Source organism: Mesorhizobium sp. M0898, from assembly GCF_040319695.1.
Taxonomy (GTDB): domain Bacteria; phylum Pseudomonadota; class Alphaproteobacteria; order Rhizobiales; family Rhizobiaceae; genus Mesorhizobium.
Map to the genome: position 1 here is coordinate 16,856 of NZ_JAMYOE010000042.1, position 25,312 is coordinate 42,167.

A 25,312-nucleotide genomic window follows, 5' to 3' on the forward strand; every position below is an offset into this window, starting at 1 on the left:
CGGCACTTCGGCCAAGCCGCTTCAATGCAGAATTTCGATGGGGCGAAGGAACCCCACGGGGCCATGCCGCGTCATAGAGGCGGGCTCCTGCTGCGGTCCTGGGACGACATCGATGATCAGGCTCCTCCTCGTCTTTGCCGCCACACTTGCCCTCGCATGCGGCGTGGCCCGCGCGGCCAAGCTCGATCCAGCCACCGTCAATCAGTCCCAATTCACTATCGGCGAACCGAAGGGTGTCGATCCGATGCTGCTGAAGGCGCAGATCCTTCTGGATCGCGCCCGCTTCTCGCCGGGCCTCATCGACGGTCGCCTTTCCCGGAACTTCGCCAAAGCCGTCGCCGCGTTTCAGGCGGCAAACGGACTTCCGCCCGATGGCAAGCTCAGTCCACAAACCTGGAGCAAACTCATCGCAACCTCCGCCAAGCCGGTGCTGGTGACCTATGAGGTGATGCGCAAGGATGTGCGCGGACCTTTCACCAGGCGTATTCCGGCTCGCTTGGAGAGGATGGCCCGCTTGCGGCGGCTCGGCTACCGCAATGCGGTGGAGAGGTTGGCCGAGCGCTTCCACGTCAGCGACCAATTGCTGCGAATGCTCAATGCGGGCACCAGCCTCAGGAAACCAGGCAGGACCTTGGTGGTGCCTGATGTCGGCAGAGGCGACCCTCCCGCCGGCGTCGCCACCGTCGAGGTCGACAAGGGCGCTCGCCTGGTGCGTGTGCTCGACCGTGCCGGCAAATGGCTGGCGGTCTACCCCGCCTCGATTGGGAGCGACGAGAAGCCGGCGCCAAGCGGCATGGCGGAGGTCAGGCGCGTGGTGCACAACCCTACCTATCATTACGATCCGGACTTCGCTTTCAAGGGAGTCAAGACCAAGCGGCCCTTCACCATCGCTGCCGGGCCGAACAACCCCGTGGGATCGATCTGGATCGATCTCTCCATCGAAAGCTACGGCATCCACGGCACGCCCGAACCGGGCAAGATCGGCACGACCTTTTCGCATGGCTGCATCCGGTTGACCAATTGGGATGCCGAAGACCTTGCCTCCATGGTGCAGCCGGGCACGAAGGTCGAGTTCAAGGACGAGATTGCGCAGGCCGCCGACGAGCGCGTTCAGTAGCAAAGCGGACTTGGCAGCAAAGCGGACTTGGCAGCAAAGCGGATTTGGCGGGGCATTCTCCGCCTCGGCCGCTCAGGTCCCGGCGCGACGCAGCCGGTGAGCCATCTGCGACAGTTCACCTTCGCCGAAAATGCCGTCCAGCATGTGCAGCAATTCGCGCACGGCCGCGGACTTGCAGGAATAATAGATCATTTGCCGGTCGCGGCGGGTCTCGACAAGGTCGGAAGCCCTGAGCTTGGCCAGATGCTGTGACAGGGCGGATTGGCTGAGCGATACCTTCTCGGCTATGGCGCCGACCGACATCTCGCCCTCGGCCAGATAGCTCATGATCAACAAACGTTTTTCGTTGCCCATCAGCGTCAGAAACGCAGCCGCGGTTCCGGCGTTGGCGACTAGTTTGTTCGAGACCATAGATCCCCCATGCCTTCTTGCTCATCCGCCGCTATGGGGGCAATAGCGTCGGATTCCATAGACTTTCCCTATAGATGCACGCCAGCGATTCAGCGTCACTCGCAAAGGTAGAACATTTCGCTCAAATCTCAAGGCTTGCTTTCCACGCAAGCCGATTAACTGTGCGGCTGTGATTAATTTGCCGATCGGGCAGCCTTGGCCATGTCAACCAGGACAGGCCTGAGGTCGCGCGCCGCTCTCAGCGGCTCGGGGAAAAAGACCCGGCAGACATTGTCGCCCGATACGAGATCCATCCCGTCGGCGTCGAACCCGGTGACGATCCAGCCGTCACTCTCGGCCCCGCCGAAATGACTTGCGTAGAGGGCAATCGCATCGAGATGGTCGGCGTTGATGTGGTCGAGCGCCGATTGCTCGCCGGCGGCAAGCTCTTCGACGATCGCTCCCGTCACGACCAGATCGGTGCGGTCGAGCAGATAGGCCTTGCCGAAGCCGCCGTTCAGGCTGGCGCGCTCCGGTTCGAGCCGGAAAATCGAGAAGTCGCCGAGCCCGGCATAGAGTTTTGCCTTGGGGTTGCGGTTGAGGTAGCGCCGCTCGGCACGGGCGTGTTCGTTCGCTCCGCGTTCGAGCCGCACGGCGCGGCAGACGAGCGTCAATCGCGGATGCGCCAGCGGATCGCCCTTGCCGGGTTCGCCGACGAGCAACGAGCAGCGCGGGTCGGCAAGGATGGCGCCGGTATGGGTGGACAGCATCGATACCAGGATCAATGGCGTGCCGTCGATGTCTGTGGCGACGCCGACCCGGCTGGCCAGCGGCGAACCGGTTCCTGGTTCGAGCACTGCCAACGCGCCGAAACGGGCGCTGCGGATCAGCGTCTTTGCCAGCCTGATCGCCTCGGTATCGGTCGCGCGGATCACGTCTTTCCTGGGTTCGTCCAAGGCATCACCGTCGCATTTATTTCGGCGCCATGCGGATGGCGCCGTCGAGGCGAATGGTCTCGCCGTTGAGCATCTGGTTCTCGATGATGTGCAAGGCAAGTGCCGCGTATTCCGAAGGCTCGCCCAAACGGGAAGGGAAGGGCACAGCGGCGCCGAGCGAATCCTGCACCTCCTGCGGCATGCCGGCCATCATCGGCGTCCTGAAGATGCCGGGTGCGATGGTGCAGACGCGAATGCCGGAGCGGGCGAGATCGCGCGCCACCGGCAGCGTCATGCCGACGACGCCGGCCTTGGACGCGGAATAGGCGGCCTGGCCGATCTGGCCGTCATAGGCTGCGACCGACGCGGTGTTGACGATGACGCCGCGCTCGCCGCCCTGCAGCGGCTCGAGCCTGGCGGCGCGGTCGGCGACCAGGCGGATCATGTTGAAGGTGCCGATCAGATTGACCTCGATCACCTTGCGGTATTGATCGAGCGGATGCGGTCCGTCCTTGCCGATCGTCTTCATGCCGACAACGATGCCGGCGCAATTGACCAGGATGCGCGGTGCGCCGAGCGTCTCTGCCGCTTCCGCGACTGCGGCGGCACCGCTCTCGGCGTCGCTCACATCGCATCGGACGGCGATGCCGCCGATGTCAGCCGCCACCTTGGCCGCACGCTCGATACCGAGATCGAGAACGGCTACCCTGGCGCCGCCGGCGGCAAGAGCGCGCGCCGTCGCCTCGCCAAGGCCGGAGCCGCCACCGGTGACGATCGCAATCTGGCCGTTCGGGTTCATCTCGACGTCCTCCTCCGTGCCCAGACTATGCCGCCAAGCCACCGTGCGACAGCACCGGCACGGTCATGCCATCGCGGCGATGTGCGCGGCAATCCTTGCCTGGTCGGCGTGGCAAACCTCGCCCGCCAGCCTCGCCAACGCGCCCGGCACGATCTCGTGCGCCAAAAGCCGGTCGGGGTCGACCGGACGCGGCATCGAGATCTGCCCCCGCGGCAGCCTCCTGAAGCCGAGCGGGCCGTAGTAGGGTTCGTCGCCGACCAGCATCACCGCCGGCGCGCCGGCCTTGGCGGCGGCTTCCAGCGCGATTGCCACCAGCCGGCGGCCGATGCCGAAATTCTTGAAGGCCGGCCGCACAGCGAGCGGCCCGAGCATCAGCGCGCGGCCAGCGCCGGCGGCGATGCGCGTCATCCGTACCGAGGCGACGACGATTGTGCCATCGACGGCCACGAAGGACAAAGCCCGTTCATGCGGGCCACCTTGGCGGATCTTGTAGGCGGCGAGCACGAAACGACCTGGCCCGAAGGCCTCGTCATTGATGGCTTCGATTTCAGGATCGTGCGCCGGAGTTTCCGGCAGGTATTTCACGTCGGCCAGGTATTTCAAGTCGGCAAGGCTCATGGTCTTTGCGTTCCGGTATGCGAGGAAAGGTTTGCTGCAAGCGGCAGCGTTCGCCAGTCAGCGCTTCATCAAGCGCGGGCGCTCTTTCGTCGTCGGTCGAACCGGATCATGGCAAAGTCGAACATGCGGATGTCCGCTAGCACCAATTTTCAGCCGCCGCAATCGGCCCGCGCAGCCGACGCGCACTCGACGACGCAGCCGTTGACGATCTGTTCAGCATCGGGGATTTCCGCGGCGCCGCTTGGTGCCCTACATCGAGCAGGAACGCGAAAGGATATTGCATGGGATTGCTAGTCGAAGGCCAATGGCAGGACCGCTGGCACGATAGCGGGGAGAGCGGCGGCAGGTTCGTGCGGGCACAGTCGCAGTGGCGCGACTGGGTGACCCGCGACGGCACGCCGGTCGAAGGGCGAAAACGCGGCTTCAAGGCCGAGCCCGGCCGCTATCACCTCTATGTCTCGCTCGCCTGCCCGTGGGCGCATCGGACGCTGATCTTTCGCGTGCTCAAAAAACTCGAGGACGTGATTTCCGTCTCGGTCGTCCATCATTTCATGGGCGCCGACGGCTGGACGTTCCTGGCCGAGGACGGCGCCACCGGCGACACGCTCTACGGCCTCGATTTCCTGCACCAGATCTACACCAGGGCCGATCCCGGCTATTCGGGCCGGGTCACCGTTCCGGTGCTGTGGGACAAACGCGAGCAGACCATCGTTTCCAACGAATCCTCCGAGATCATCCGCATGCTCAATTCGGCCTTCGACGAATGGGGCGATGCCAGGCTCGATTTTTATCCGCAACCGTTGCGCGGCGAGATCGATGCGATCAATGCGCTGGTCTATCCCGCGGTCAACAATGGCGTCTACCGTGCCGGCTTCGCCACCACGCAGGCAGCCTACGAGGAGGCGTTCGGCGAATTGTTCTCGGCGCTCGACACGCTGGAGGACCGTCTGTCAAGGCAGCGCTATCTCGTCGGCGGCCGCATCACCGAGGCGGACTGGCGGCTGTTCACGACACTGGTCCGCTTCGACCCGGTCTATATCGGCCATTTCAAGTGCAATCTGCGCCGCATCGCCGACTATCCGAACCTGTCGAATTACCTGCGCGATCTCTACCAGGTGCCGGGCGTCGCCGGCACGGTGAATTTGCACCACATCAAGGCGCATTATTACGGCAGCCACGAGACCATCAACCCGACGCGCATCGTGCCGGTCGGGCCGGAGCTGGACTACGGCGCGCCGCATGACCGGGACAGGTTCAGGAAGGCGGCGTGAAATCAGCGATCTAGCGGAAGGTCTCGGAGTCCATCTTTGCCCTTCTAACGAGTTCAGCTTTCAATATGGTATTTCCAAATCGATTGGAGTAGCCGAGCGACGTTGCAAGGAACGCAACGATGCCGCTGATCATGACGATCACGACCGACATCTGGGGCGGGATTGCGCGTAACAATCCCGACGGCAGAAGCACAGCCATTCCCAAAATCATTTCTATCAGGGTTGAGAAGCCGACCATTTTCCAGAATTCAGTGCGAGTAAAAAGCTGAGCATGTCGCTTTATAAAAACGAAATATGTCACGAATGCCGCAACTAATTGTATTGTGAATTGGATGAATATTCCAACTTTTGCTAACATGTATGGATCTATCCCAAGAACTATTGTCGAAATTAACGCTATAACGGAAAATGATATCACATTAATTCCCGTGTAAAGTGATACATAGAGCGCGATTCTAAATCTATCGTTTTGGCAGTGTTGCATTTTTTCTCCTCATCGCTCAGCATTTATCTCTCTGAGAACAATGAATGCTGCCGGTCTATACCGACGCAGCCAAAGCTGTTGAAGAGATGATCTACCAGTAAGGCGATGCCGAATTCCCCCCAAAAACTTCGGCAATCCGCCGCAGCGTCGCCGGTGTCGTGCCCTGGGGCAAGCGGTCGAGCGGGAAGAAGCCGGCTTCGGCGATCTCGCGGTCGGGCAGCTTGGGCGCTGTCTGGTTGAACTCCTCGACCAGATAGAGGCCGACATGGTCGCGGCGGCTGGCGCGGCGGTTGAAATGCAGCGACTTCAGCACCGGCGGTCCGGTCAGCGCGATGTTGCCTTCCTCGAAGACTTCGCGTGTCAGCGCTTCGATCATCGTCTCGCCCAACTCGACGCCACCGCCCGGAAGGTGCCAGCCCGGGACATAGGTGTGGCGGATGAGGAAGACGGAATTGGAGGGGCGGTCGTGGATCAAGCCGCGCACGCCGAGCGTCATCGGCCGCCGCAGCACGAAGTACAGGTGAAACAGCCTTGCCCTGAAGCCCGGCCAGCCGGTCTGACGCAGGGCTTGCTCCGGATCCGGCGTCGTCATCGTCCGCGAAACCGTGAGTGGAAAGCCGCGCGCGCCTCGCTTATGAAGAAAAGATGTTCAGGCTCGCGCATATTTCCGATGTCCATCTGGGGCCGCTTCCCGATGTAACCTATCGCGATCTCGCCTCCAAGCGCGTGGTCGGTTACGTCAATTGGCAGCGCAACCGCCGCCGCTACATGCATGATGCAGTCATCGACACGATCGTCGCCGACATGAAGGCCAGCGGGCCGGACCATCTCACCATCACCGGTGACCTGGTCAATCTGGCGCTCGACGGTGAGCTCGAGATGGCCAAGCATTGGCTGGAGACGCTGGGCTCGCCCAATGACGTGTCGGTGGTGCCTGGAAACCATGACGCCTATGTGCCGGGCGCCTTCGACAAGACCTGCCGGTCGTGGGCGGCGTGGATGACCGGCGACGGCGTCAATACGCCGGTCGACCGCAACACCTTTCCCTATTTGCGCGTACGCGGCAATGTTGCGCTGGTCGGCGTCACGACGGCGCGCGCCACGGCTCCGTTCATGGCCAACGGCTTCTTTCTGGAAGGCCAGGCGGAAAGGCTGCGCGGCATCCTCGACGCCACAGGCAAGAGCGGCCTGTTCCGGGTGATCATGATCCACCATCCGCCGGTGCGCGGCGCCGTTTCGCAGAACAAGCGGCTGTTCGGCATCTCGCGCTTCCACAAGGTTCTTCACCGGCATGGTGCCGAGCTTGTGCTGCACGGCCATTCGCATGTGCCGTCGCTGTTCTTCATCGGCGCCCGCAAGATCAAAATTCCGGTGGTCGGGGTCGCCGCGGCGGGGCAGGCGCCCGGCAGTTCGCATGCGCCGGCGCAATACAATCTGCTCGACATCGACGGTGAAAAGGACAATTGGCGGATCAGGCTGACGCGCCGCGGCCTGACCGGGCCGGCATTGCCGCCCAGCGACCTGCAGACAATGGAGCTTGGCGTGAGGGCCGAGGCGTCGATGGCCAGAGCAATTCCAGGAAAAGTGTGAAGCGGTTTTCGGTCCGGAGTTGCGTCAAAGCATAGAGATAGAGCGGTTCAGCGTCTCCGTGAAACGCTGAACCGCTCTAGAAGCTGATTTTCATTGCAACGATGCGGTCCCAGAACAGTACGAGCGAAATCGCCAGGCCGACCAGCGCGCCGGCGGCGATCAGGCCGAGGCCCGAGAAGAACGCCGACCAGCCGTTGCTGCGCGCAGCGACATGCAGCGGCGGCTCAGCCTCCGCCACCAGGGCGCGTTTCAGGCCGGCGACGGCCTGCTCGATGCCGCCTTCCATCATTCTCTGGCGTTCGACGACGCGCTCGGCGACATAGCGCGTCACCTGGTCGGCAACGACCTTCATCTCGGTCGATTCGGCGAGCACGACGCGGCCGATGCGCGTGTCCTTGAGAAAGCGGTAGGTGCGACGGTCGCGTCCCATGGCGACATGGCTGACGGCGTCGATCCACAGCCGTGGCTGCAGGCCGGACGAGACGGCGAAGTCGAAACTGTCCATGTCGGTGGGTACGTCGCCGAAGACCGACGCGAGTTCGGCGGCAAGCAGATCGAGCCGCATGCGATGCGCTTCGCGCATCTCGACGACGACGTCGTCGCGGTCGGCGAAGGCGTTTTTGACGTCGCGAATGGCATCGGACAGTTTTCGCGACTGATCGATCTGGGTGATGTTCTCGCCTGCGTCCTTCATCGGCGTTGCCTCGCGGGGTTTGGTTAACACCGAATTAACACAGCCGCCGGCAAATTGCACTTGCGAGATCGAGGAGCGGACAAGGGTTCGCTGGATGAGCACCAGCGCCGCCGCCGTGCCTGCGCGAAGACCGATCAGCTCGCCGCAGCGGCGAATCCCGGACGAAGCCGCCTGCTGCGGCGTCGCATATTCCGACGGACGGCCTCGACGACCAGGCCGGGCGCTTCCTCGACCAGCATATGGCCGGCTTCCAGCACGTGGTGCAGATGAAAATGCTTCGGCACGCCCTCCGCCTGGCTGACGGGCAGCATCGCGTCGTCGGTTCCCCAAACCACCATGATTGGCATATTCAGCGTTTCAAGCCGCTCGTTCGGGATGACGCCTTGCCGATCATCCCTGGTCATGGCGGCTGCGAGCTCGACAAGTGTACGCAACTGGCCGGGCCGCTGGCGCATCTCGCTGACGAGTTCGACCCTATGCTGCGGCAGCCGGCTTTGCGGTCCCGACATGGCGGCAAGACAGGCGCGGATTTCATCCATGCCGGCAGCGGCGGCGTAGCGACGCAGCAGCGGACCATTGATCTCAGGACCAAAACCGCCCGGCGACAGCAGCGTCAGCGAGGCCATCTTTTCCGGCTCGCTCAATGCCATCAGGGCGGCCACGGCGCCGCCCATCGAATGACCGACGAGATGAGCCCGCTTTATCCCGCGAGCGGAAAGATCGGCAAGGACGGCACTCGCTGCGATCCTGGCCGGACCGCCGCCCGGAAAATCGAGCGACAGCCCATGCCCCGGCAGATCATAGGCCAACGTTCGCGCGCCGGGTGCCAGGGACGCGGCCACGTCGCGCCAGTCGTCGTGGCAGCCACCGAAACCATGCAGGAAGGCGATCGTTGTCGGGCCGGTGCCCCGTTCGGCAGCGTAAAGGGATGGGGTCATGCAAACTTTATGGCTTGGTGCCGGGATCAGTCAGGATGCCGGGGGCGGTCGTATGCGAGGATCAGTCTTTGCGGGAGGTCAGACTTATGCGGAGATCAGTCTATGCGGGATCAGACCTATGTGGGATCAGATTGGCCGGTTCAAATTGTGTCTGAATTGCGCTTTGGCCGTCCGGATGGCCAGTAAAATCTTCGCGATCACCTGACGTCGTGCACGCGCCGGGAGACGTCAGCTGGCGCCGCCAAGCCCGGCGGCACGCAGGGCCTCCACCAGCCGGTTGGTCAGATCGGCGGGATATCTTCGCTCGACGAAGGTTGTGCGCGGATCGGCTGCGAATTTCGGAAATTTGGTGGTCAGTTCCTGCAGCAGCCTGCTCGCCAGCTTCTCGCGGCCGGCAGCCTTGGCGCCGATCAGCCGCGCCGCCAGATAATGCGATTTCATTTCAGTCGTTCGCAAGCCGTCGCTGGCAAGCGTGGCCCTGTTCATGTCGCCCATCATGAACTCTCCGGCGAACAGCCCGTAATCCCACCATGTCGGATGGGCGCTGGCGATGTCCACCGCGTGAGCAAGGATCGGGGCGCCCTCGCTGTACTTGCCGGCGAAAACCAGCCCGTAGCCGTAGGCGGCGGCCATTGCGAGATCGTAGGGATTGAGCTCATAGGCCTTGCGCATCCAGCGGATCGATTCCGCGGAATCGCCCATGCGCGAATTGAGGTAACCAAGGGCGCGGTGCGCGTAGGGGCTGGTCGGGCCCATCTGGATGGCGCGATGGGCAAACGTCATGGCTTTGTCGATCGTCGCGTCGGCGGGGTAGGGATAGTGGTCGGTGACCGCTTCGAGATGCAAGGACGCGAGCTCCGAATAGACGAGCGACGACTTCGCCTCCCGGTTGGCAAGATCTTCGAGGCAGCGGTAGGCGGCTTCGTGCGTCTGGGCATTCTGGTCGAGATAATATTTGCCGTTGAGCACCAGACACGCCGTCAGCCCGGTCTGGATGCCGCTCTGCTCGATGTAGTTGTAGATCGTGCCCGAGGCGGGAAGAGCCGAGGTCAAAATGCCGGAGATCTGGTCCTCGATGGCGGTGTTCGCGCTGTCGCCGGCGGTCAGGTTGCGTGAGAGCAGCACGCGGCCGGTCGCCACGCTTTGCAGCTCGAGCATGATGTCGCCGCTACGCGGCCCGGGCAGGACATCGAATACGAAGCTGGCGGCGTCGGTTACTGGATCGGGCGGGCTGTCGGCATCACGGCCGATGAAATTGATGGTATCGAAGCCGCTGAGGCCGGCGCGCAGCGATGCGGCGACACGGCGAGCCAGGTCGCTGTCGGCCTTGATGGCGATGTAGACCTGGGGGAGGTTTTCAACCGGAGGCGCTGCTATGCTGCCGGTCGCCACCGCGGTCTCGACCGCCGTGTCGCCACCGGTCAGCAATACCACGCTACCCTGGCGAAGGATCAGCACACCCAGCATGAGGATGACCAGCGCGATCGCCAGCCAGAAGAACTGCAAATGGCGTTGCAGCGAAGGAGCAGCAGGGGCGACGGCTGGAACGCTCAGCAATGCGGCCGGATGTGCCCGGTTGCGGGCGTCCTCCAGCGATCCGGGCGGGGCGGTCGTCGCCGCTTCCTCTGTTGCCAGCTCCGGCTTGCTTTCTGCCTTGGGCTCCACCTCCGCCGGCAAGCGAATGGCGTTGAGTTCGTAGGACGGAACATAGCCGCCGCGCGGAATGGCGATGCGGACCGGTTCGGCAACGCCCTCATTGGCGAAATACTGCTGCAGAAGCTCGCGCAGCCTGCCGGCCTGCACCCGCACCACCGCATCGGTCGACGGATCGAAATCGCCGTCCTTGCCGAACACGTCCATCGCGATGGAGAAGCCCTTGAGCCTGTCGGCTTCGCCTGCCTGCTCGCGCTCGACCAGGTAGCGGAGCAGCTTGCGCGCGCGCTCGGATCGTCCGAACGTTTCGCTGGCAAGCAATCGCTCCAGCGTTTCGCGCACTGCGGGGGCGGCAGGCGTGGTATGCTGCAAGTGTCGATCCCTTCGAATTCGGCACAGGTTGAGGTACAATCATATCGCGCTGGCGGCGCCTTACAAGCATGTGCTTATGGTGCGATAGCGTACCCACCGGATAAAATTTCCGGTGGGCTGATGGCGCGAGCCTGGCAGTCCCGGCTAGCCGCCCTTTCGGCCGACGATGCGGTTGGCCGCCGAAACCACGGCTTCGAGCGAGGCGGCGACGATGTTGGTGTTGATGCCGGCGCCGAACAGCTTGCCGCTGGGATGTTCCATCTCGACATAGGAAATGGCCGAGGCATTCGAGCCGCGCTGCATGGAATGCTCGGAATAATCGAGCACCGACATCGGCACCCCGACATGGCGCGACAGCGCATCGACGAAGCCGTCGATCGGGCCGGTGCCGGTGCCCGATATGGTCACCTCCTTGCCCCTGTCGAGGATCACCGCTTCAACCACGCGCCGGCCCCTGACCTCGGTGTCGGGGTAGGTGTGGTGGTCGAGGAACTTCAGCCGCGCGCCGGGCTGGTCGACATAGGTGTCGAGGAAGCGCTCGTAGATGCGCCTGGCCGGCACCTCCTTGCCTTCGGCGTCGGTGATCGCCTGGATGGCCTGGCTGAACTCGATCTGCAGGTTGCGCGGCAGGTTGAGGCCGTAATCCGCATGCAGCACATAGGCGATGCCGCCCTTACCGGACTGCGAGTTGATGCGGATGATGGCTTCGTAGCTGCGGCCGACATCGGCCGGGTCGATCGGCAGATAGGGCACCTCCCAGTGCGGCGTGTTGGCCTTGCGCAGCGCCTTCATGCCCTTGTTGATGGCGTCCTGGTGCGAGCCGGAAAAGGCGGTGTAGACGAGCTCGCCGACATAGGGATGGCGCTCGGGGATCTTCAGCTGGTTGGAGTATTCGTAGACGTCCTTCATGCGGTTGATGTCGGAGCAGTCGAGCCCGGGATCGACGCCTTGCGTGTACATGTTGAGCGCCAGCGTGACGATGTCGACATTGCCGGTGCGCTCGCCGTTGCCGAACAGCGTGCCTTCGACGCGGTCGGCGCCCGCCATCAGGCCGAGTTCGGTGGTGGCGATGCCGGTGCCGCGGTCATTGTGCGGATGCAGCGAGATCAACAGGTTCTCGCGGTTGTCGAGATTGCGGCACATCCATTCGATGCGGTCGGCGTAGATGTTGGGCGTTGACATCTCGACCGTGGAGGGCAGGTTGATGATCAGCTTGTTCTCCGCCGTCGGCTTGACGATCTCGGTGACCGCGTTGCAGATCTCCAGCGCCACTTCGAGCTCGGTGCCGGTAAAGCTCTCCGGCGAATATTCGAAACGGTAGCCGCCGCCGGCTTTGGCCGCCATGTCGGTGATCATCTTGGCCGCGTCGGTGGCGATGCGCTTGATGCCGGCGACGTCCTTCTCGAAGACGACGCGGCGCTGCAGCTCGCTGGTCGAGTTGTAGAAATGGACGATCGGATTGGTGGCGCCCTTCAGCGCCTCGAAAGTGCGGGTGATCAGTTCGGGCCGGCACTGCACCAGCACCTGCAGCGAGACTTCGGCGGGCACGTTGCCTTGTTCGATGCACCAGCGGGCGAAATCGAAGTCGGTCTGCGAGGCCGACGGGAAGCCGATCTCGATCTCCTTGAAGCCCATGTCGAGCAGCAGGGCGAACATGCGCGCCTTGCGTTCCTGGCCCATCGGATCGATCAGCGCCTGGTTGCCGTCGCGCAGGTCGACCGAGCACCAGATCGGCGCCTTGTCGATCACTTTCGAAGGCCAGGTGCGATCGGCAAGACCGACGGTCGGATAGGGCTGGTACTTGCGGGCAGCGTCCGGCATGCCCCTCGCGGGCTTGGCGGTTTCCTCTACATTCAGACGGATATCTTCTCGTGCGTTCATCGTCTTTTCTCCCGGCGGCTCGCGGATCCAGCTTCAGGCGGATTGGTGGCGAGCGGCGCCTTTACCAGAATTTCGTTCGCTTGATGTGACGTGCCAATTTTGTGACTGGCCAAGGAGCGTGCGCGTGAGCGGCGAATTCGACCGCCGGGCGCTCCTTCAGCGAACCCGGCGATCGCCGATAAGGCCGAGAAGCAGCAGGGTGGAGGCGAGCGCGCGAACGGTCTGGCCGGCAATGCCGGTCGGACGGGACGCAAAAGAGGTGGCGCGCGGGCTCATGGCGGATTTCATACAGGAGCGGGCAAAGCGAGGCAAGTGGGGGCCTCGCTGTCGCAGAAGCTGCCGATCCAGCCTCAAGACCGGGGTTCCGCGCCGTCGCGAAACGGGAGAGAGGTGGCCGCCCACGGGTCTTGCCTTCGGCAAGCCCGAGGACAGGCTCCGCGGCCGGAGAGGAGGCCTTCGCAGGGCGCAGTCCCCTCTCCGTCTCGGCTTGCCCGAGCCACCTTTCCCCATTTTTGTGGGGCGAGGAACCCAAGCTGCAATGAAGGCGCGGCGCCGACATCAAGCGATTTTTCCTGATTACAGCAACTTTGTTCTTGCTTTGTGCCGGCAGCTATGCTACTAATTTGGGTATGGTGCTGACTGGCGCCGAGGACCCGCTGTCGTGGCGGGTTTTTTATTTCACGGTTTTGGCGTCACCTTTCGCGGGCCCAGCCGCTCACCTGATCCAGTTGCTCTTCCCCGAGCCCGGCAAATGCGCCAGAGTCGATTGTCGGCGGGGTGCGATGGCTTGCCGCCGGGAGGGATCGTCCATGAACTTCGTGTTCTTCTCGCCGCATTTTCCAGCCAATGGCGCCGATTTCTGCGACCGGCTGAAGAAGGCCGGCGCCACCGTGCTCGGCATTGGCGACGCGCCGTTCGATGCGCTGGACGGCAAATTGAAGGCAGCCCTTTCGGAATATTACCGCATCGACGACATGGAGGAGTACGAGCCTGTGTTCCGGGCGATCGGCCATTTCATCCACAAATGGGGCCGCGTCGACCGGTTCGAATCGCTCAACGAGCATTGGCTGGAGCTGGAAGCCAATATCCGCACCGACTTCAACATTTTCGGCACCAAGCTCGACTTCGTCAAGAATTTGAAACGCAAGAGCCGCATGCGGGCGTTCTTCCGCAAGAGCGGCGTCGAAACCATCCCGCAACGCAAATGCTCCGACCGCGCCGGCGCCATGACCTTCATCCGACGTGTCGGCTATCCCGTGGTGGTGAAGCCGGATTCGGGCTCCGGCGCCTCGAGCACTTTCAAAATCTCCAACACCGGCGAACTCGACAGCTTCTTCAGGGACAAGCCGGAAGGCGTCAGCTTCGTCATGGAGCAATTCATCGAAGGGCTGGTGGTGACCTATGACGGGCTGGTCAACCGCGACGGCGAGGTGGTGCTGGCCGCCAGCCACCGCTACGACCAGAGCGTCATGGAGGTGGTCAACCGCGACCGCCATATGAGCTATGTCTGTTTTCCCGAGATCAGCCGGGCGGTCGAGGAGGCCGGCAGGAAAATCCTCAAGGCGTTCGACGTGCGCGAGCGCTTCTTCCACATCGAGCTGTTCGAAACCAGGGACGACCGGGTCATCGCGCTGGAGGTCAACATGCGGCCGCCTGGCGCCTGGATGACCGATGCCATCAATTACACCTTCGATATCGATGTTTATGCCGCATGGGCCGACATGGTGGTCAAGGACGCCGCCGGCGGCCCTTACAGGGGCAAGTATTTCACCGCCTATGCCAGCCGCAAGCGGCACCTCAACTATGTGCACAGCCACGCCGACGTGCTGGCCGCCCATGGCGGCATGATCGTCCATCATCACGCCATCGAGGAGGTTTTCAGCCGCGCCATGGGAAACTACGCCTATCAGCTGCGCTCCACCGACCCGAAGGCGCTGCGCCGGGCGGTCGACTACATCCATGCGGAAAAGGCGTGAGGCGATGGACGTTTCCTACCACAAGGGTTTTGGCCGCAACCTCGGCCGCGACATGGAATACAAGCGCTACGGCCATGCCGGCCGACCCGTGGTTGTGTTCCCGACTTCGCAAGGGCGGTTCTACCAGTTCGAGGATTCCGGCGCGGTCTCGGCTCTCGCCGAGTTCGTCGACACCGGTCGCATCCAGTTGTTCACGCTGGACGGCATCGATGCGGAATCCTTCTTCGACCGCCATGCCGAGCCGGCCCATCGCATCGCCCGGCATGAAGCGTATTTCCGCTATGTGCGCGAAGAGGCGCTGCCGGAACTCCTGTCTGTCGCAGCCGAGGCCAATGGCGGGCGTACGCTGAAGCCGCTATTTTGCGGCTGCTCGATGGGCGGCTACCATTCGTCGAATTTCGTCTTCCGCTTTCCGGAACTTGCCAGCGGCGTCATCGCGCTGTCGGGGGTTTACTCGACCCACGATTTCTTCGGCAATGCGCTCGACGGACAGATTTTCTTCAACTCGCCGCTCGACTACCTGCCGGGTATCGTCGATCCGGGGCTGCTTGGCAGGCTGAAGGCGCTGCGGCTGATCTTCTGCTGCGGACAGGGTGCCTGGGAGGAACGGATGCTGGCCGATACGCAGGCGCTGGAACAGATCCTGCGTGACAAGTCGATACCGGCCTGGGTCGACTACTGGGGCGGCGATGCCGCCCATGACTGGCCGTGGTGGCACAAGCAACTGGTTTATTTCTTCGCCCGCTGGCTGGACGACGATCTGATGCACCGGCTGGATTAGGCCACCTGGAGGAAGGAAATGACCACGCCCGATGCCATCCGCCGCTTTGTCGAAGCTACCAACGCCGGCGACACCAAAGCTTTCCTCGAGACGTTCACGCCCGATGCCTTCCTGAGCGACTGGGGCCGGTCGTTCAAGGGCCGCGAGCAGATTGCGCGCTGGAACCAGTCGGACAATATCGGCGTGCAGTCCAAACTTAGCATCATTCGTATCGAACCGGCGGGCGAGACCTATCACGTCCGCATTGCCGTCACAGGCAACGGCTTCAACGGCGAGGGCGACATGGCGTTCACCCTGGACGGCGACCGCATCTCCAGCCTGGTGATCAGCTGAAGGACATTTTGAGGGCCCTTTAGCCCATCTCGCCGACACGGCCGCCGTTGCTCGCGCGGGACTCATCGGCTTGATGCAAAAACATGAATATGTTTATCATCTTTTAGTGGAAACGCCAGGCCGGCTGTGGCATGCCCGCAAAGGCGCCGACGTCCAGGGCGATCTTGAATTCAAACGGCATCGAAAGGCTGAGCGATGGAGCAATTGAGTGCGAAAACCCGGATCAGCGGTGCCGCTATCCGGTCGGTGATGGACAGGCTGCGCGCCGAGCATGGCGAATCCGAGATCGATACCGGCCTTGCCGATCATTGGGAATTTCGCACGCATTACGGCTCGTTGAAGGCGACGCTGACGACAACGTGCTGATCCGCGTCGCGGCCGAGGATGAAACCTGCCTGTCCTACATGAAGATGGCGGTCGCCGGCCATTTTTCGCAACATCTCGGCACGACCAGGGGCATCGCCTGGCAGGGCGACGGCAGCGATGCCGGCACGCCGGTGTTCTTCCGCGAGATCACGGTGCTGTCCTCGACGCGGATTTCTCCGCATATGCAGCGCGTCCGCTTCACCGGCAACGATCTCGGCCGCTTTGGCCGTGACGGCCTGCATGTGCGGCTGCTGCTGCCGCCGCGCGGCAGGCTGCCGGTGTGGCCGTCGATGGGCGCCGACGGCCTGATGGTCTGGCCGTCGGGCGAGGACGCGCTCGTCGTCCGGGTCTACACGATCCGGGCACTGGACGCCGCAAGCGGCTGGCTGGATGTCGATTTCGTCCTCCACCCCGGTATGGATACGCCGGCGGCCGCTTTCGCCGAAAAGGCGGTTGCCGGCGAGGTCATCGGCATGATCGGACCGGGCGGAGGCGGCGTGCCCGAGGCGCAAAACCTGCTGCTGCTCGGCGACGACACCGCGCTTCCGGCGATCGGCAGGATCCTGGAGCAGCTTTCGCCGTCAACCCGCGCCGAAGCGTTCATCGAGGTCGATGGTCCCGACGACCGGATGCCGCTGGCCACGGGCGAGACCGTTGCCGTCACCTGGCTCTATCGGCATGGGCGCGAGGCCGGCACAGCCAGGCTGTTACCGGGGGTGCTGCAGCAGCGGAACCGCACCGCCCTTATCGACAATCTCTATGTCTGGGGCGGATGCGAGTTCGGTGATTTCCGCGAGATCCGCAGGATCGTCCGCAAGGAATGGGGCGTGCCGCGCGACCGGCATCTGGTCACCGCCTACTGGCGCCGCGGGACGCAAGCGGCGGACGGCGGCGAAGAATAGTGCGCGACGATGCTCCGCGGTCAGCGGCGGTCGGATACGAAGGCGATCGCCGGGGCCGCCAGCAGCGCGACGAGGCCGGCGCCTGCGAAGAACGCGCGATAGCCGAAATACTGCGCGGCGTAGCCGGCCGCGATCCCGCCGGCCATGCTCATCAGTGCGTCCATGCACTGGAACAGCGTGAAGTCGACGCCCGCCTGTCTTGGATCTGACCAGCGCATGAACTGCGCGTAAAGCGCGACGAAACCGAGAGCCATGAAGCCGGACGAGCTGAGCACCGCGATGGCCATCAAAGCGGTGGTCGAGAAGCCACCAAGAAAATCGAAGACCGAAAAGAAGAACAGCGATCCGGCCTGCAGGAAAAGCGCCAGGACGAGCACGTTGCGCGGGCCGAACCATTTGACGAGAGCGCCGCCGGCGAGTGCGGCAGCCAGGCCGACGAACATGCTGCCGACGCCGTTGACAAGTCCGACCATCGAGAGGTCGAGCCCGGCGTCGATCAGGAATGGTCCGAGCATGGCGAGTGCCGCCTTCTGGGCCAGGACATAGATGGCCGACGCTGCCAGGCCGCGCCGAATCTCGGGACGCTTCAACGCGTCGAGGAGGCTGGGAACATGCTCGCGCGTCTCCTCGCGCGCGCGGCTGGCCGCGCCGAGCAGGAAGGGCAGACCGAGCGGCAGGAGCAGCAAGGCCATCGCCCAAACGGCGATGCGCCGGCCATAAGCGTCGACCAGAAGCAGAAACAGGCCGGCGCCGATGGCCGAGCCGAGATAGGCGCCGCCGACCTGCGCGGCATTGCCCCAACCGTGATTTTCCTTGGCCAGGCTCTGCACGGCGAAACCATCGCAGGCAATGTCGACCGTCGAGGCGGCGAAGGCGACGATGGTCAGGCAGGCCAGAACCGGCCACCGGGCCTCCGGGCCGAGCGCGCCGACGGCCCACAGCCCGGCGATGGACGCAAGTCCACCGGCGGCGACGATCGCGCCGGTGCGGTTCTTGCCGACCGGCGGCAGGCGATAGCGCTCGACGGCCGGCGCCCATAGAAACTTGAGCGCCCATGGCAGCGCGATCAGCGAAACCAGGCCGATCCGGTCGAGCGGCAGGCCCTGGTCGCGCATCACCGCCGGCAGGCCCGCCCAGGTGATGCCGCCGATCACGCTCTGCGCGACGTAGAGCCCGCCGATCGCCAGGACGATCGCGACAGGCGTCGATGCCCGGCTGGAAACGGCGATCGACATCAGAAGCGGTAGCGCAGGCTGGCGAACAGCGAGCGGCCCTCGTCGCGGTAGCAATAGCCGGCCGAGCAGATGGGTTTTTGAGTGTCGAACAGGTTCTTGGCGTTGACCTGCAGCTTCACGCCCTCGAGCTTGGGGTTGCGGTAGCCGAAATCGTAGGAGAGCGAGGCGTCGACGAAGGCGCGCGCGTCGTTCTTGAAGGTGTTGGTGTCGTCGCCATAGCTCGAGCCGGCAACGCGAACGCCGCTGCCCAGCCCGAGCCCCTGCAGCGTGCCGTCCTCGAACTGGTACTGCCCCCAGAGCGACAGGATGTGATTTGGCGTCGCCGACAGTTCCTTGCCTGCGGTTCCCGTGGCGCCGCGTTCGATTTTCACGCGCAGATAGGTGTAAGAGGCGAGTATGCTGAGGCCGTTGTCGAGCGAGGCGCTGGCTTCCAGTTCGACGCCGCGCGAGTTCAGGTCGAGCTGGCGCTGCTTGTTGATGCCGGTCGAGGCGTCGAAGACGACGCCATCCTTCTGGTCGATGTCGAACAGAGCGGCGCTGACGGCGGCGTTGTAATCGGCAAACTCGTATTTGACGCCGATTTCCTTTTGCGTCGCGATGGTCGGACGGGCGACGCGACCGATGGGGCTGCTGACATCGTCATAGACGAAGCCGATATTGGGCGAGAACGACGTCGAATAGTTGACATAGGGCGTGATGCCCCATTCGGTCTGGTAGGACAGGCCGAGCCGGCCGGAAAGGGCACTGTCGTCCTGCTTGGACTTGGTGAAGTCGGCGGCGGTCGAGGTGGTATCGGCCCAATCGTAGCGACCGCTGGCGAACAGGGTGAAATCGTTCCACTCCATCTGGTCATGCAGGTAGGCGCCGAGCTGGTTCATCTCCTGCCCGCCAGAGTAAGGAACCGGAGCGGCCTTGATGTCGTCGACGGAAACGTAGGAGATACCGTTGCCGGCGTCATAGTTCGACCAGGCGTAATCGATGCCGGCTACCGCCGTATGCCTGACCTGGCCGGTATCGAATTCGAACTGCGCCATGTTGTCGACGACGAAGTTCTTCATGGTCTCGGTGTAGTGGCCCCAATAGCGTTTCAGATCCACGCCGGCCGGGTAATGACCGCTATATTCGATGTCGGCGTCGACGGCGCTGTAGCGAAGGTTCTGCCGGACCGTCAGCACGTCGTTGAAACGGTGCTCGAATTCGTAGCCGATGCGGCCCTGGGTCTGGTCGAAGTCGTTCCAGGCGGGATCGCCCTCATAGAGGTGCGTCAGAGCGCCGCCCGAATTGTAAAATGCAGCGGTGCCGCCGGTGACGGATTTCGAATATTCGCCGAGGATGGTCAGCTTGGTGTCCTCATCCGGCTTGAAGGTGACTGCCGGCGCCAGATAGATCTTGTCGTCGGGATAACCGACCAGGTCGGTGTCGCTGGTGCGGCCGAGGCTGGTGAAGCGATAGAGGACGCTGCCATCTTCGTTAACCGGGCCGGAAGCGTCGAGTGCGGCCTGGAAGCGATTGTGTGCGCCGAGCAGCATTTCGACTTCGCGGAACTGTTCTTCCTTGGGGCGCTTGGTGACCAGATTGACGATGCCGCCCGGACCGCTGATGCCGTAAAGCGAGGAGGCCGGACCCTTCAGGATGGTGATGCCCTCGATGCCGTAGGGCTCGGTCTTGAACCAGGCCGAGGGGCCGTTGTACTGGCGCAGCCCGTCGCGGAACATACCGTTGTAAAAGGCCTGGAAGCCGCGCAGGAAGAAGGCATCATAGCGGGTGTCGAAGCCGAAGCTGTTCGGATTGGCGCTTGCGACATAGCCGAGCGATTCGTTCAGCGCGCGTGGCTTCTGGTCCTCGATCTGCTTTTGCGTCACAACCGAAACGGCTTGCGGAATCTTGACCATCGGCGTGTCGGTCTTGGTGCCGATGCGGTCCTTCTTGGCGACGTAGCCGTCCTGCACGAGGATCTCGTCGCTCTCGGCATCGACCTCGATCTTGTTGAGAACGGTGACGCCGCCCTGGTCCTGGGCGTGAGCCGGCCCGGACAGGCCGAGCAGGGCCATGCTGCCCGGCAGTGATATCCCCAGGAGCCATGTCATCGTCCGTTTCCGCATCAACTCGTCTCCACTCTTCCGTACATTGACGGAAGGGGCTCTCAAATCTGAGTATTTGAGTCAAGTTATTTTTTGAGCTCGTGCGGGTGCTGGCCCGATACGGTCGGCGACAGCAAAGTGTGACCGGTTTCAGGAAAACCAGCTGCCAATCAGGGAGAGGCAAGCTGCTATGGTTTGAGGCTTCTCGCCACCAGCCGCGCCACGCTTGGGCCGACCAGAAGCACGATCAGGAAGCGTGCCGATTGCAGCGCCATGACGAAGGAGATGTCGACATGCTGCGCGGCGGCGGCGATGATGGCGACGCTGTCCATGCCGCCGGGGCTGGTTGCCAGATAGGCGGTCAGCGGATCGATGCCGAGCAGGCGGCTGATCAGGAAGGCGAGGCCGCCGCAAAAGACGATCAGGGCAATGATCGAGCCGACGATCTGCGGCAGCGCGCGGGCCGCGTGGCGCAAAATGGCCCTGGTGAAATTCAGGCCGATGCTCCAGCCGATCATCGTATAGCTCAAGGCAAGCAGCCAGGGTGGCAACTGCATGGTCACGCCGAGCCCGAGATGGATCACGGTGCCGAAAATGAAGGTGCCGAGGAAAAACGGCGACGGCAGCCGGAAAAGCTTTCCGGCGAGGCCGCCGACCAGCGCCACGCCGAATGTTGCGGCCAAGCCTTGCGGGTCGACCGGCGGGAACCAGACGATGGCCGGCACCTCGATGCCTGAGGTGTCGACCCAAAGCTTGGCCACCAGGGCTGCCGTCATCGAGACGCAGATGACGCGCAGATAAAGCATGAAGGCGACGAGGCGCTGGTCGGCGCCGAAGGCACCGGCCATCAGCACCATGGCGGTAGCGGCGCCCGGCGACGAGCCCCAGACCGCGGTGGTGCCGGGCAGGATGCGCCAGCGGCTGATCAGCCAGCCGAGCAGGCTGGATGCCGCGACCGTCGCCATCACGACGCCAAGGAACAGCGGCCATTCCTTGTAGAAGACGGGAAAGATATCGGCCGAGATGGAACTGGCGACGAGGCAGCCGACGACCGCCTGGGCTGAGCCGAACAGAACCCGCGGCACGCGCACCGTGGCGCCGTTGGTGCCGGCAGCGATGGCCGCCAGCATCGGTCCGATCAAGAGCGCGGCGGGCAGGGCGGCGAGTTCCAGCGCGCCGGCAAACAGCACCGAGACCACCACCAGGACCGGCCACTGCCAGGCCCTGTGGATCCGCGCCAGATGCTCGATGGCCGGCGGGTTCGGGGAAGAATCCATAGATGGGCTCTTAGACCGGTGGCGAAAAAATGCGAACCCTTTTTGCGCGGAAAAGGGCTTGGGTGGTAATGGCACCAACCATCCGCAGCGATCCTTCGCGCCCCCCTCTGTCCTGCCGGCCTCTCCCTCTATTCCGCCTTCACCGCCGGCAAGCCGAACCCGCCAACAGGATGCGTCTCCACCTGGAACTCGAAGCCGGCGATGATCGGCCGTGCCTTGGCGATTGCCGCCTGGACTTCGGGCAGCTGCAGCGAAGCCTTGTGGCTTTCGGCGTCGGTCCACACTTCGGTCACCCAGATCGCGTCGGCATCGGCCGGGTCGGTGGCGATGATGTAGTTCAGGCAGCCGGGCATGGCGCCGGTGCTGGCGAGCAGGATATCCATCATTGCGTCACGCTGGCCGCGCATCGCCCGCATCTTGCCGATCAGTCCGTACATTCGCTTTGCTCCGTTGAGATGACGCAACCAGGAGTATGCAGTTCGCCGTCTACGGCATCAACTGCCCGCCATTCACCTCGATCACCTGGCCGGTGATGTAGCCGCTCAACAGATCGGAGGAGAGGAACAGATAGGCGCCAACGCAGTCCTCGGCAGTGCCGGCGCGGCCCTGCGGGATGGTGGCGATCATGCCCTTCATCTGGTCGTCGGTCGAGTAGCGCTCGTGGAAAGGTGTCGCGATCGTGCCGGGCGCCACCGCGTTGACGCGGATGTTGAAACCGATCAGCTCCTTGGCCATGCCGCGCGTGACGTTGGAGACGAAGGCCTTGGCCGAGCCGTACAGGCCGGCGCCGCCGCCGGCGCCGTTGCGCGCGGCGATCGAGGAGGTGTTGACGATGAAGCCACCCTGCCGCTTCAGCCATGGGATTGCCTTGCGCGAAGCTGTCAGCACGGAACGCGCGTTGAGGTCCATCACCGCGTCGTAATGCGCCTCGGTCTGCTCGGCATAGGCCACGCGGCCGAGCATGCCGCCGGCATTGTTGACGAGGCCGTCGAGCCGGCCGAAATGTTGCGCACTGTCCTCGACGACGCGCTCGACATCGGCGGGAATCGAGAAATCGCCCTGGGCGAGGAACACGTCGCCGCCGCCGTTGCGAATGGTCGCGGCCAGGTTTTCGGCAGCCGCGCGGCTCGAATTGTAATGCAGTGCGACGCGGCATTTCTGCGCGGCGTAGGCGAGTGCGAGCGCCGCGCCGATGCCGGTCGAGGCGCCGGTGACCAGGACCGCCTTTCCGGCAAGGTCGGGGATGACGAGAGAGGGGCTGACAAGGGTGGTGGTGGCTGGCACGTCTATTCCTCCGGGGACTCTGCCTGCTCTTCGTAGGCCCTCGCAGTCCTCGCGTTCAAGTCCGTAAAAGTTTAGGGCGGTTCACCGTTTCACGGAAACGGCGAACCGCTCCCTCTTTGTCTTGACGCAATTCCGGACGGCAAACCGTTTCACACTTTTCCTGGAATTGCCCTATGGCCTGAGATAGGCGTAGCCCTGGCGTTGCAATTCGGCGAGCTTGACGACGCCGCCCCTGTCGGCTGCATGGAAGCCGTCGAGCAGGTCGGCCAGGCCGATATCCATGCCGTGCATGGTGTTGGCGCAAGCGTGCGGGCTGAGCCCATCCTGGACAAGGCCGGCGAACCGCCCGGAAATGGCGGCCGATATACCCTTCGACTTGAAGGCGGCAAGTGCCGGGCCGTGCACGACAAGCGCGATGTCGACTTTGCCGTCGGTGCCTTCGAAGTGGTTCTTGATGTTGCCGAGCACGAAATTGACCTTGTCGAGATCGCTGAGGTGATAGGCGACCTTTTGCCTTTCCTCTTCGACGGCCTTGACTTCAATGGCTGCCGCCTTGGTGGGGCGCAGCCCGAAAAGCCCGGCGGCTCCGGCAAGACCGACGCGGAAAATATCGCGGCGTCGCATGGCTTCATCTCCCATTTGGCCGGCGCGCGCAATTTGCGTGGCCTCGGCCTCGATCCTAACATAAATTGAAGCCACGTCTTGTCCGGGCAGGGGGAGCCAGCATGATATCAAGGACCGTGATGGGCGCCGGAGTTGGGGTTGCCTTGCTCGCCGCCGTCGCCGGCTCTGCTTTCGCCGACGACACGCTCAAACTCACCGAGCTCAGCCCCGACGGCAAGGACGCCTGCTTCGGCCGCGTCTATGACGCCGCGCATCTCAAGTCGCATCCGCAGCAGAAGGTGACGCGCATCTTCTTCTATTACGGCCGCGATCCGGTCAGCCGGCCAAACGAGGAGCCAAGCGCCGGCATCGATTCCTCCTACAATGGCTTCATGGCGACGACGGTGCGCGGCGCCGAGGCGCCTGAATGGCTTGGCGGCTGGTGCAGTCATGAGTCGGAGGACGGCAAGACCGGCCCGATCCGGTGCGGTATGGACTGCGACCGCACCATGGCTTCGCTGAAGGTCGACGACAAAGGCCGGCTGATCGTCTCGGACGTGCAGCCCGACCTCTATCTCGACGCCGGATCGGAAGACGAGCTCGGCAAGGCGGAGTACGAAAGGCAGGCGCTGGGCAAGGACGACAACGGCTTCAGGCTCGATCCGATGCCGGCCGCCACCTGCAAGGCGGAGTTCGCGCGCATCGACCCGATCGATCCGGCACTTGGCCCGCCATTGCGCGAGCGGCTGAAGCCGGACCAGGCCTTCTGCTACGGACGCGACTACGACGCCGAGCATCTCGGCTCGCATCCCGACCAACTGACCCAGTCGATCAGGGTGTTCCGCGGACCGGTCGAGCTGGCGTCTTTCGCCAAGGAGGGCGATCCGGCCAATTGGCCAAGCGGCGCCGATATCGCCGTTTCGGTTACCACGCGGCAGAAATCGGCCAAGGTCACGCAGGTCTATAATTGTCAGGGCGAGGGCGACCAGTGGCGCTGCGCGGCGAGCGCGAAGACGGGTGCTGCGTCCTGTGACATCGCGCAAAGGGAGGTCTTCCTTCGCCGCGGCGCCAACGGCACGATGATGCTGGCCAACCCGAACAGCGGCCTGCCGATCATCGATCTGTGCTCGAAAGCGGCGGAAGGTGACACCAGCTCCGACGACAAGGTCTACCGGCTGGAGCCGATGCCGCAGGCTGCCTGCGGGCCTTGATCGTAGTTCGGATCCCCGGTTCGAAATTAGCCGAATGTGACGAGGAGGTGGATGCAATGCGCAAGACAAAGGTGTTTTGGTCCGGCCGCTCGCAGGCGGTGCGCTTGCCGAAGGAGTACCGTTTCGACACCGAAGAGGTTTTGATCCGCCGCCACGGCCAGAGCGTCATAATCGAGCCTCTTGCCCAGGATTGGGCCTGGCTGGACAGAGTGATAGGTCCGGTTGACGACGATTTCGCGGAGGCAGCGTTGGAAAGTTCGTCGGATCAGGCCCTGGAATCCATGGCGTGCAGCGGCTCGGAATGAGAGCTGCAGCGATCCTTCGCGCCCCCCCTCTGTCCTGCCGGACATCTCCCCCTCAAGTGGGGAGATTTGCAGCTTCGCCGACAGCGCTCCTCTTGGAGATTGGCGAACGCCGAAGCGACATCCAATCTCCACCCTGTTTGGACCGGAGACATCGCGAACAGGTGTGCGAGGACATCGCGAACAGTGCTCCATGCTATCTCTCGACGAGGTTGAGGT

At 63.5% G+C, this 25,312-nt stretch carries 26 protein-coding genes; 11 read left to right on the forward strand and 15 right to left on the reverse strand.

Annotation, left to right across the window (positions count from 1 at the left end; genetic code table 11):
• Positions 1–112 precede the first annotated feature (112 nt).
• Positions 113–1,117, forward strand: a complete 1,005-nt coding sequence (locus tag NKH90_RS28485) for a L,D-transpeptidase (RefSeq protein WP_352822356.1) — start codon at positions 113–115, stop codon at positions 1,115–1,117.
• 72 nt (positions 1,118–1,189) lie between these two features.
• On the opposite strand, the gene NKH90_RS28490 is transcribed toward NKH90_RS28485, so the two are convergent.
• The 4 genes from NKH90_RS28490 to NKH90_RS28505 all read right to left on the reverse strand — a co-directional run bounded on the left by NKH90_RS28490 (position 1,190) and on the right by NKH90_RS28505 (position 3,859).
• A complete protein-coding gene (locus NKH90_RS28490) occupies positions 1,190–1,528 on the reverse strand; it encodes an ArsR/SmtB family transcription factor (RefSeq protein ID WP_023679553.1) in 339 nt (112 codons plus the stop codon).
• A 173-nt stretch (positions 1,529–1,701) separates the two neighbouring features.
• Positions 1,702–2,463, reverse strand: a complete 762-nt coding sequence (locus NKH90_RS28495) for a HugZ family pyridoxamine 5'-phosphate oxidase (RefSeq protein WP_352822358.1) — start codon at positions 2,461–2,463, stop codon at positions 1,702–1,704.
• 16 nt (positions 2,464–2,479) lie between these two features.
• A complete protein-coding gene (locus tag NKH90_RS28500) occupies positions 2,480–3,241 on the reverse strand; it encodes a 3-hydroxyacyl-CoA dehydrogenase (RefSeq protein WP_352822361.1) in 762 nt (253 codons plus the stop codon).
• Positions 3,242–3,304: 63 nt separating this feature from the next.
• Positions 3,305–3,859: a GNAT family N-acetyltransferase gene (locus NKH90_RS28505; RefSeq protein ID WP_352815212.1), complete on the reverse strand. Its 555-nt coding sequence runs from the start codon at positions 3,857–3,859 to the stop codon at positions 3,305–3,307.
• A 281-nt stretch (positions 3,860–4,140) separates the two neighbouring features.
• Here NKH90_RS28505 and NKH90_RS28510 point away from each other — a divergent pair, with 281 nt between their 5' ends.
• Together NKH90_RS28510 and NKH90_RS28515 are read left to right on the forward strand one after the other, a co-directional pair.
• Entirely contained in the window at positions 4,141–5,130 is a 990-nt protein-coding gene (locus tag NKH90_RS28510) for a glutathione S-transferase family protein (RefSeq protein WP_352822365.1), read from the forward strand.
• Positions 5,131–5,249: 119 nt separating this feature from the next.
• Positions 5,250–5,399 carry a hypothetical protein gene (locus NKH90_RS28515; RefSeq protein ID WP_352469691.1) on the forward strand — a complete coding sequence of 50 codons (150 nt, stop codon included), beginning with the start codon at positions 5,250–5,252 and terminating at the stop codon, positions 5,397–5,399.
• A gap of 306 nt (positions 5,400–5,705) precedes the next feature.
• On the opposite strand, the gene NKH90_RS28520 is transcribed toward NKH90_RS28515, so the two are convergent.
• Positions 5,706–6,206 (reverse strand): NUDIX domain-containing protein, encoded by a 501-nt coding sequence (locus NKH90_RS28520; RefSeq protein ID WP_352822368.1) that lies wholly within the window; start codon positions 6,204–6,206, stop codon positions 5,706–5,708.
• Between the two features lie 53 nt (positions 6,207–6,259).
• Here NKH90_RS28520 and NKH90_RS28525 point away from each other — a divergent pair, with 53 nt between their 5' ends.
• Positions 6,260–7,204 carry a metallophosphoesterase family protein gene (locus NKH90_RS28525; RefSeq protein ID WP_352822370.1) on the forward strand — a complete coding sequence of 315 codons (945 nt, stop codon included), beginning with the start codon at positions 6,260–6,262 and terminating at the stop codon, positions 7,202–7,204.
• A 76-nt stretch (positions 7,205–7,280) separates the two neighbouring features.
• Here NKH90_RS28525 and NKH90_RS28530 read toward each other — a convergent pair whose 3' ends face one another.
• The 4 genes from NKH90_RS28530 to leuA form a co-directional block, all read right to left on the reverse strand.
• Positions 7,281–7,898 (reverse strand): hypothetical protein, encoded by a 618-nt coding sequence (locus tag NKH90_RS28530; protein ID WP_352469693.1) that lies wholly within the window; start codon positions 7,896–7,898, stop codon positions 7,281–7,283.
• Positions 7,899–8,032: 134 nt separating this feature from the next.
• Positions 8,033–8,836: an alpha/beta fold hydrolase gene (locus NKH90_RS28535; RefSeq protein WP_352822373.1), complete on the reverse strand. Its 804-nt coding sequence runs from the start codon at positions 8,834–8,836 to the stop codon at positions 8,033–8,035.
• A gap of 228 nt (positions 8,837–9,064) precedes the next feature.
• A complete protein-coding gene (locus NKH90_RS28540; RefSeq protein ID WP_352822376.1) occupies positions 9,065–10,861 on the reverse strand; it encodes a tetratricopeptide repeat protein in 1,797 nt (598 codons plus the stop codon).
• A gap of 144 nt (positions 10,862–11,005) precedes the next feature.
• Entirely contained in the window at positions 11,006–12,742 is a 1,737-nt protein-coding gene (gene leuA / locus NKH90_RS28545) for a 2-isopropylmalate synthase (RefSeq protein WP_352822379.1), read from the reverse strand.
• Between the two features lie 809 nt (positions 12,743–13,551).
• Between leuA and NKH90_RS28550 the strand changes: the two genes are divergently transcribed.
• The 5 genes from NKH90_RS28550 to NKH90_RS28570 all read left to right on the forward strand — a co-directional run bounded on the left by NKH90_RS28550 (position 13,552) and on the right by NKH90_RS28570 (position 17,100).
• Positions 13,552–14,718: an ATP-grasp domain-containing protein gene (locus NKH90_RS28550; RefSeq protein ID WP_352822381.1), complete on the forward strand. Its 1,167-nt coding sequence runs from the start codon at positions 13,552–13,554 to the stop codon at positions 14,716–14,718.
• Positions 14,719–14,722: 4 nt separating this feature from the next.
• Positions 14,723–15,499 carry an esterase family protein gene (locus NKH90_RS28555; RefSeq protein WP_352770870.1) on the forward strand — a complete coding sequence of 259 codons (777 nt, stop codon included), beginning with the start codon at positions 14,723–14,725 and terminating at the stop codon, positions 15,497–15,499.
• Between the two features lie 18 nt (positions 15,500–15,517).
• Positions 15,518–15,832, forward strand: coding sequence for a nuclear transport factor 2 family protein (locus NKH90_RS28560; RefSeq protein WP_352697516.1), 315 nt, complete (start codon positions 15,518–15,520; stop codon positions 15,830–15,832).
• Positions 15,833–16,036: 204 nt separating this feature from the next.
• Entirely contained in the window at positions 16,037–16,198 is a 162-nt protein-coding gene (locus NKH90_RS28565; RefSeq protein ID WP_352822385.1) for a hypothetical protein, read from the forward strand.
• A complete protein-coding gene (locus NKH90_RS28570; RefSeq protein WP_352822388.1) occupies positions 16,192–17,100 on the forward strand; it encodes a siderophore-interacting protein in 909 nt (302 codons plus the stop codon). The genes NKH90_RS28565 and NKH90_RS28570 overlap by 7 nt, the downstream gene beginning before the upstream one ends.
• A 20-nt stretch (positions 17,101–17,120) precedes the next feature.
• On the opposite strand, the gene NKH90_RS28575 is transcribed toward NKH90_RS28570, so the two are convergent.
• The 6 genes from NKH90_RS28575 to NKH90_RS28600 form a co-directional block, all read right to left on the reverse strand.
• Entirely contained in the window at positions 17,121–18,335 is a 1,215-nt protein-coding gene (locus tag NKH90_RS28575) for an MFS transporter (protein ID WP_352822391.1), read from the reverse strand.
• Positions 18,335–20,422: a TonB-dependent siderophore receptor gene (locus NKH90_RS28580; RefSeq protein ID WP_352822394.1), complete on the reverse strand. Its 2,088-nt coding sequence runs from the start codon at positions 20,420–20,422 to the stop codon at positions 18,335–18,337. The genes NKH90_RS28575 and NKH90_RS28580 overlap by 1 nt, the downstream gene beginning before the upstream one ends.
• Positions 20,423–20,604: 182 nt before the next feature.
• Positions 20,605–21,693, reverse strand: coding sequence for an AbrB family transcriptional regulator (locus NKH90_RS28585; protein ID WP_352450554.1), 1,089 nt, complete (start codon positions 21,691–21,693; stop codon positions 20,605–20,607).
• Between the two features lie 128 nt (positions 21,694–21,821).
• Positions 21,822–22,130, reverse strand: coding sequence for a putative quinol monooxygenase (locus NKH90_RS28590; protein WP_352822395.1), 309 nt, complete (start codon positions 22,128–22,130; stop codon positions 21,822–21,824).
• A gap of 49 nt (positions 22,131–22,179) precedes the next feature.
• A complete protein-coding gene (locus NKH90_RS28595) occupies positions 22,180–22,977 on the reverse strand; it encodes an SDR family NAD(P)-dependent oxidoreductase (protein WP_352450552.1) in 798 nt (265 codons plus the stop codon).
• Between the two features lie 171 nt (positions 22,978–23,148).
• Positions 23,149–23,601, reverse strand: coding sequence for a DsrE family protein (locus NKH90_RS28600; RefSeq protein ID WP_352450551.1), 453 nt, complete (start codon positions 23,599–23,601; stop codon positions 23,149–23,151).
• Positions 23,602–23,702: 101 nt separating this feature from the next.
• On the opposite strand from NKH90_RS28600, the gene NKH90_RS28605 reads away from it, so the two are divergent.
• Together NKH90_RS28605 and NKH90_RS28610 are read left to right on the forward strand one after the other, a co-directional pair.
• Positions 23,703–24,791 carry a hypothetical protein gene (locus NKH90_RS28605; protein WP_352822398.1) on the forward strand — a complete coding sequence of 363 codons (1,089 nt, stop codon included), beginning with the start codon at positions 23,703–23,705 and terminating at the stop codon, positions 24,789–24,791.
• A gap of 56 nt (positions 24,792–24,847) precedes the next feature.
• Positions 24,848–25,096, forward strand: a complete 249-nt coding sequence (locus tag NKH90_RS28610) for an antitoxin (protein ID WP_352638275.1) — start codon at positions 24,848–24,850, stop codon at positions 25,094–25,096.
• Positions 25,097–25,312: the final 216 nt, after the last annotated feature.

Coding starts and splice junctions, on each gene's coding strand:
- NKH90_RS28485 (WP_352822356.1), top strand. CDS start 113: ATGATCAGGCTCCTCCTCGTCTTTGCCGCCACACTTGCCCTCGCATGC.
- NKH90_RS28490 (WP_023679553.1), bottom strand. CDS start 1,528: ATGGTCTCGAACAAACTAGTCGCCAACGCCGGAACCGCGGCTGCGTTT.
- NKH90_RS28500 (WP_352822361.1), bottom strand. CDS start 3,241: ATGAACCCGAACGGCCAGATTGCGATCGTCACCGGTGGCGGCTCCGGC.
- NKH90_RS28505 (WP_352815212.1), bottom strand. CDS start 3,859: ATGAGCCTTGCCGACTTGAAATACCTGGCCGACGTGAAATACCTGCCG.
- NKH90_RS28510 (WP_352822365.1), top strand. CDS start 4,141: ATGGGATTGCTAGTCGAAGGCCAATGGCAGGACCGCTGGCACGATAGC.
- NKH90_RS28515 (WP_352469691.1), top strand. CDS start 5,250: ATGCCGCTGATCATGACGATCACGACCGACATCTGGGGCGGGATTGCG.
- NKH90_RS28520 (WP_352822368.1), bottom strand. CDS start 6,206: ATGACGACGCCGGATCCGGAGCAAGCCCTGCGTCAGACCGGCTGGCCG.
- NKH90_RS28525 (WP_352822370.1), top strand. CDS start 6,260: ATGTTCAGGCTCGCGCATATTTCCGATGTCCATCTGGGGCCGCTTCCC.
- NKH90_RS28530 (WP_352469693.1), bottom strand. CDS start 7,898: ATGAAGGACGCAGGCGAGAACATCACCCAGATCGATCAGTCGCGAAAA.
- NKH90_RS28535 (WP_352822373.1), bottom strand. CDS start 8,836: ATGACCCCATCCCTTTACGCTGCCGAACGGGGCACCGGCCCGACAACG.
- leuA (WP_352822379.1), bottom strand. CDS start 12,742: ATGAACGCACGAGAAGATATCCGTCTGAATGTAGAGGAAACCGCCAAG.
- NKH90_RS28550 (WP_352822381.1), top strand. CDS start 13,552: ATGAACTTCGTGTTCTTCTCGCCGCATTTTCCAGCCAATGGCGCCGAT.
- NKH90_RS28555 (WP_352770870.1), top strand. CDS start 14,723: ATGGACGTTTCCTACCACAAGGGTTTTGGCCGCAACCTCGGCCGCGAC.
- NKH90_RS28560 (WP_352697516.1), top strand. CDS start 15,518: ATGACCACGCCCGATGCCATCCGCCGCTTTGTCGAAGCTACCAACGCC.
- NKH90_RS28575 (WP_352822391.1), bottom strand. CDS start 18,335: ATGTCGATCGCCGTTTCCAGCCGGGCATCGACGCCTGTCGCGATCGTC.
- NKH90_RS28580 (WP_352822394.1), bottom strand. CDS start 20,422: ATGACATGGCTCCTGGGGATATCACTGCCGGGCAGCATGGCCCTGCTC.
- NKH90_RS28585 (WP_352450554.1), bottom strand. CDS start 21,693: ATGGATTCTTCCCCGAACCCGCCGGCCATCGAGCATCTGGCGCGGATC.
- NKH90_RS28590 (WP_352822395.1), bottom strand. CDS start 22,130: ATGTACGGACTGATCGGCAAGATGCGGGCGATGCGCGGCCAGCGTGAC.
- NKH90_RS28600 (WP_352450551.1), bottom strand. CDS start 23,601: ATGCGACGCCGCGATATTTTCCGCGTCGGTCTTGCCGGAGCCGCCGGG.
- NKH90_RS28605 (WP_352822398.1), top strand. CDS start 23,703: ATGATATCAAGGACCGTGATGGGCGCCGGAGTTGGGGTTGCCTTGCTC.
- NKH90_RS28610 (WP_352638275.1), top strand. CDS start 24,848: ATGCGCAAGACAAAGGTGTTTTGGTCCGGCCGCTCGCAGGCGGTGCGC.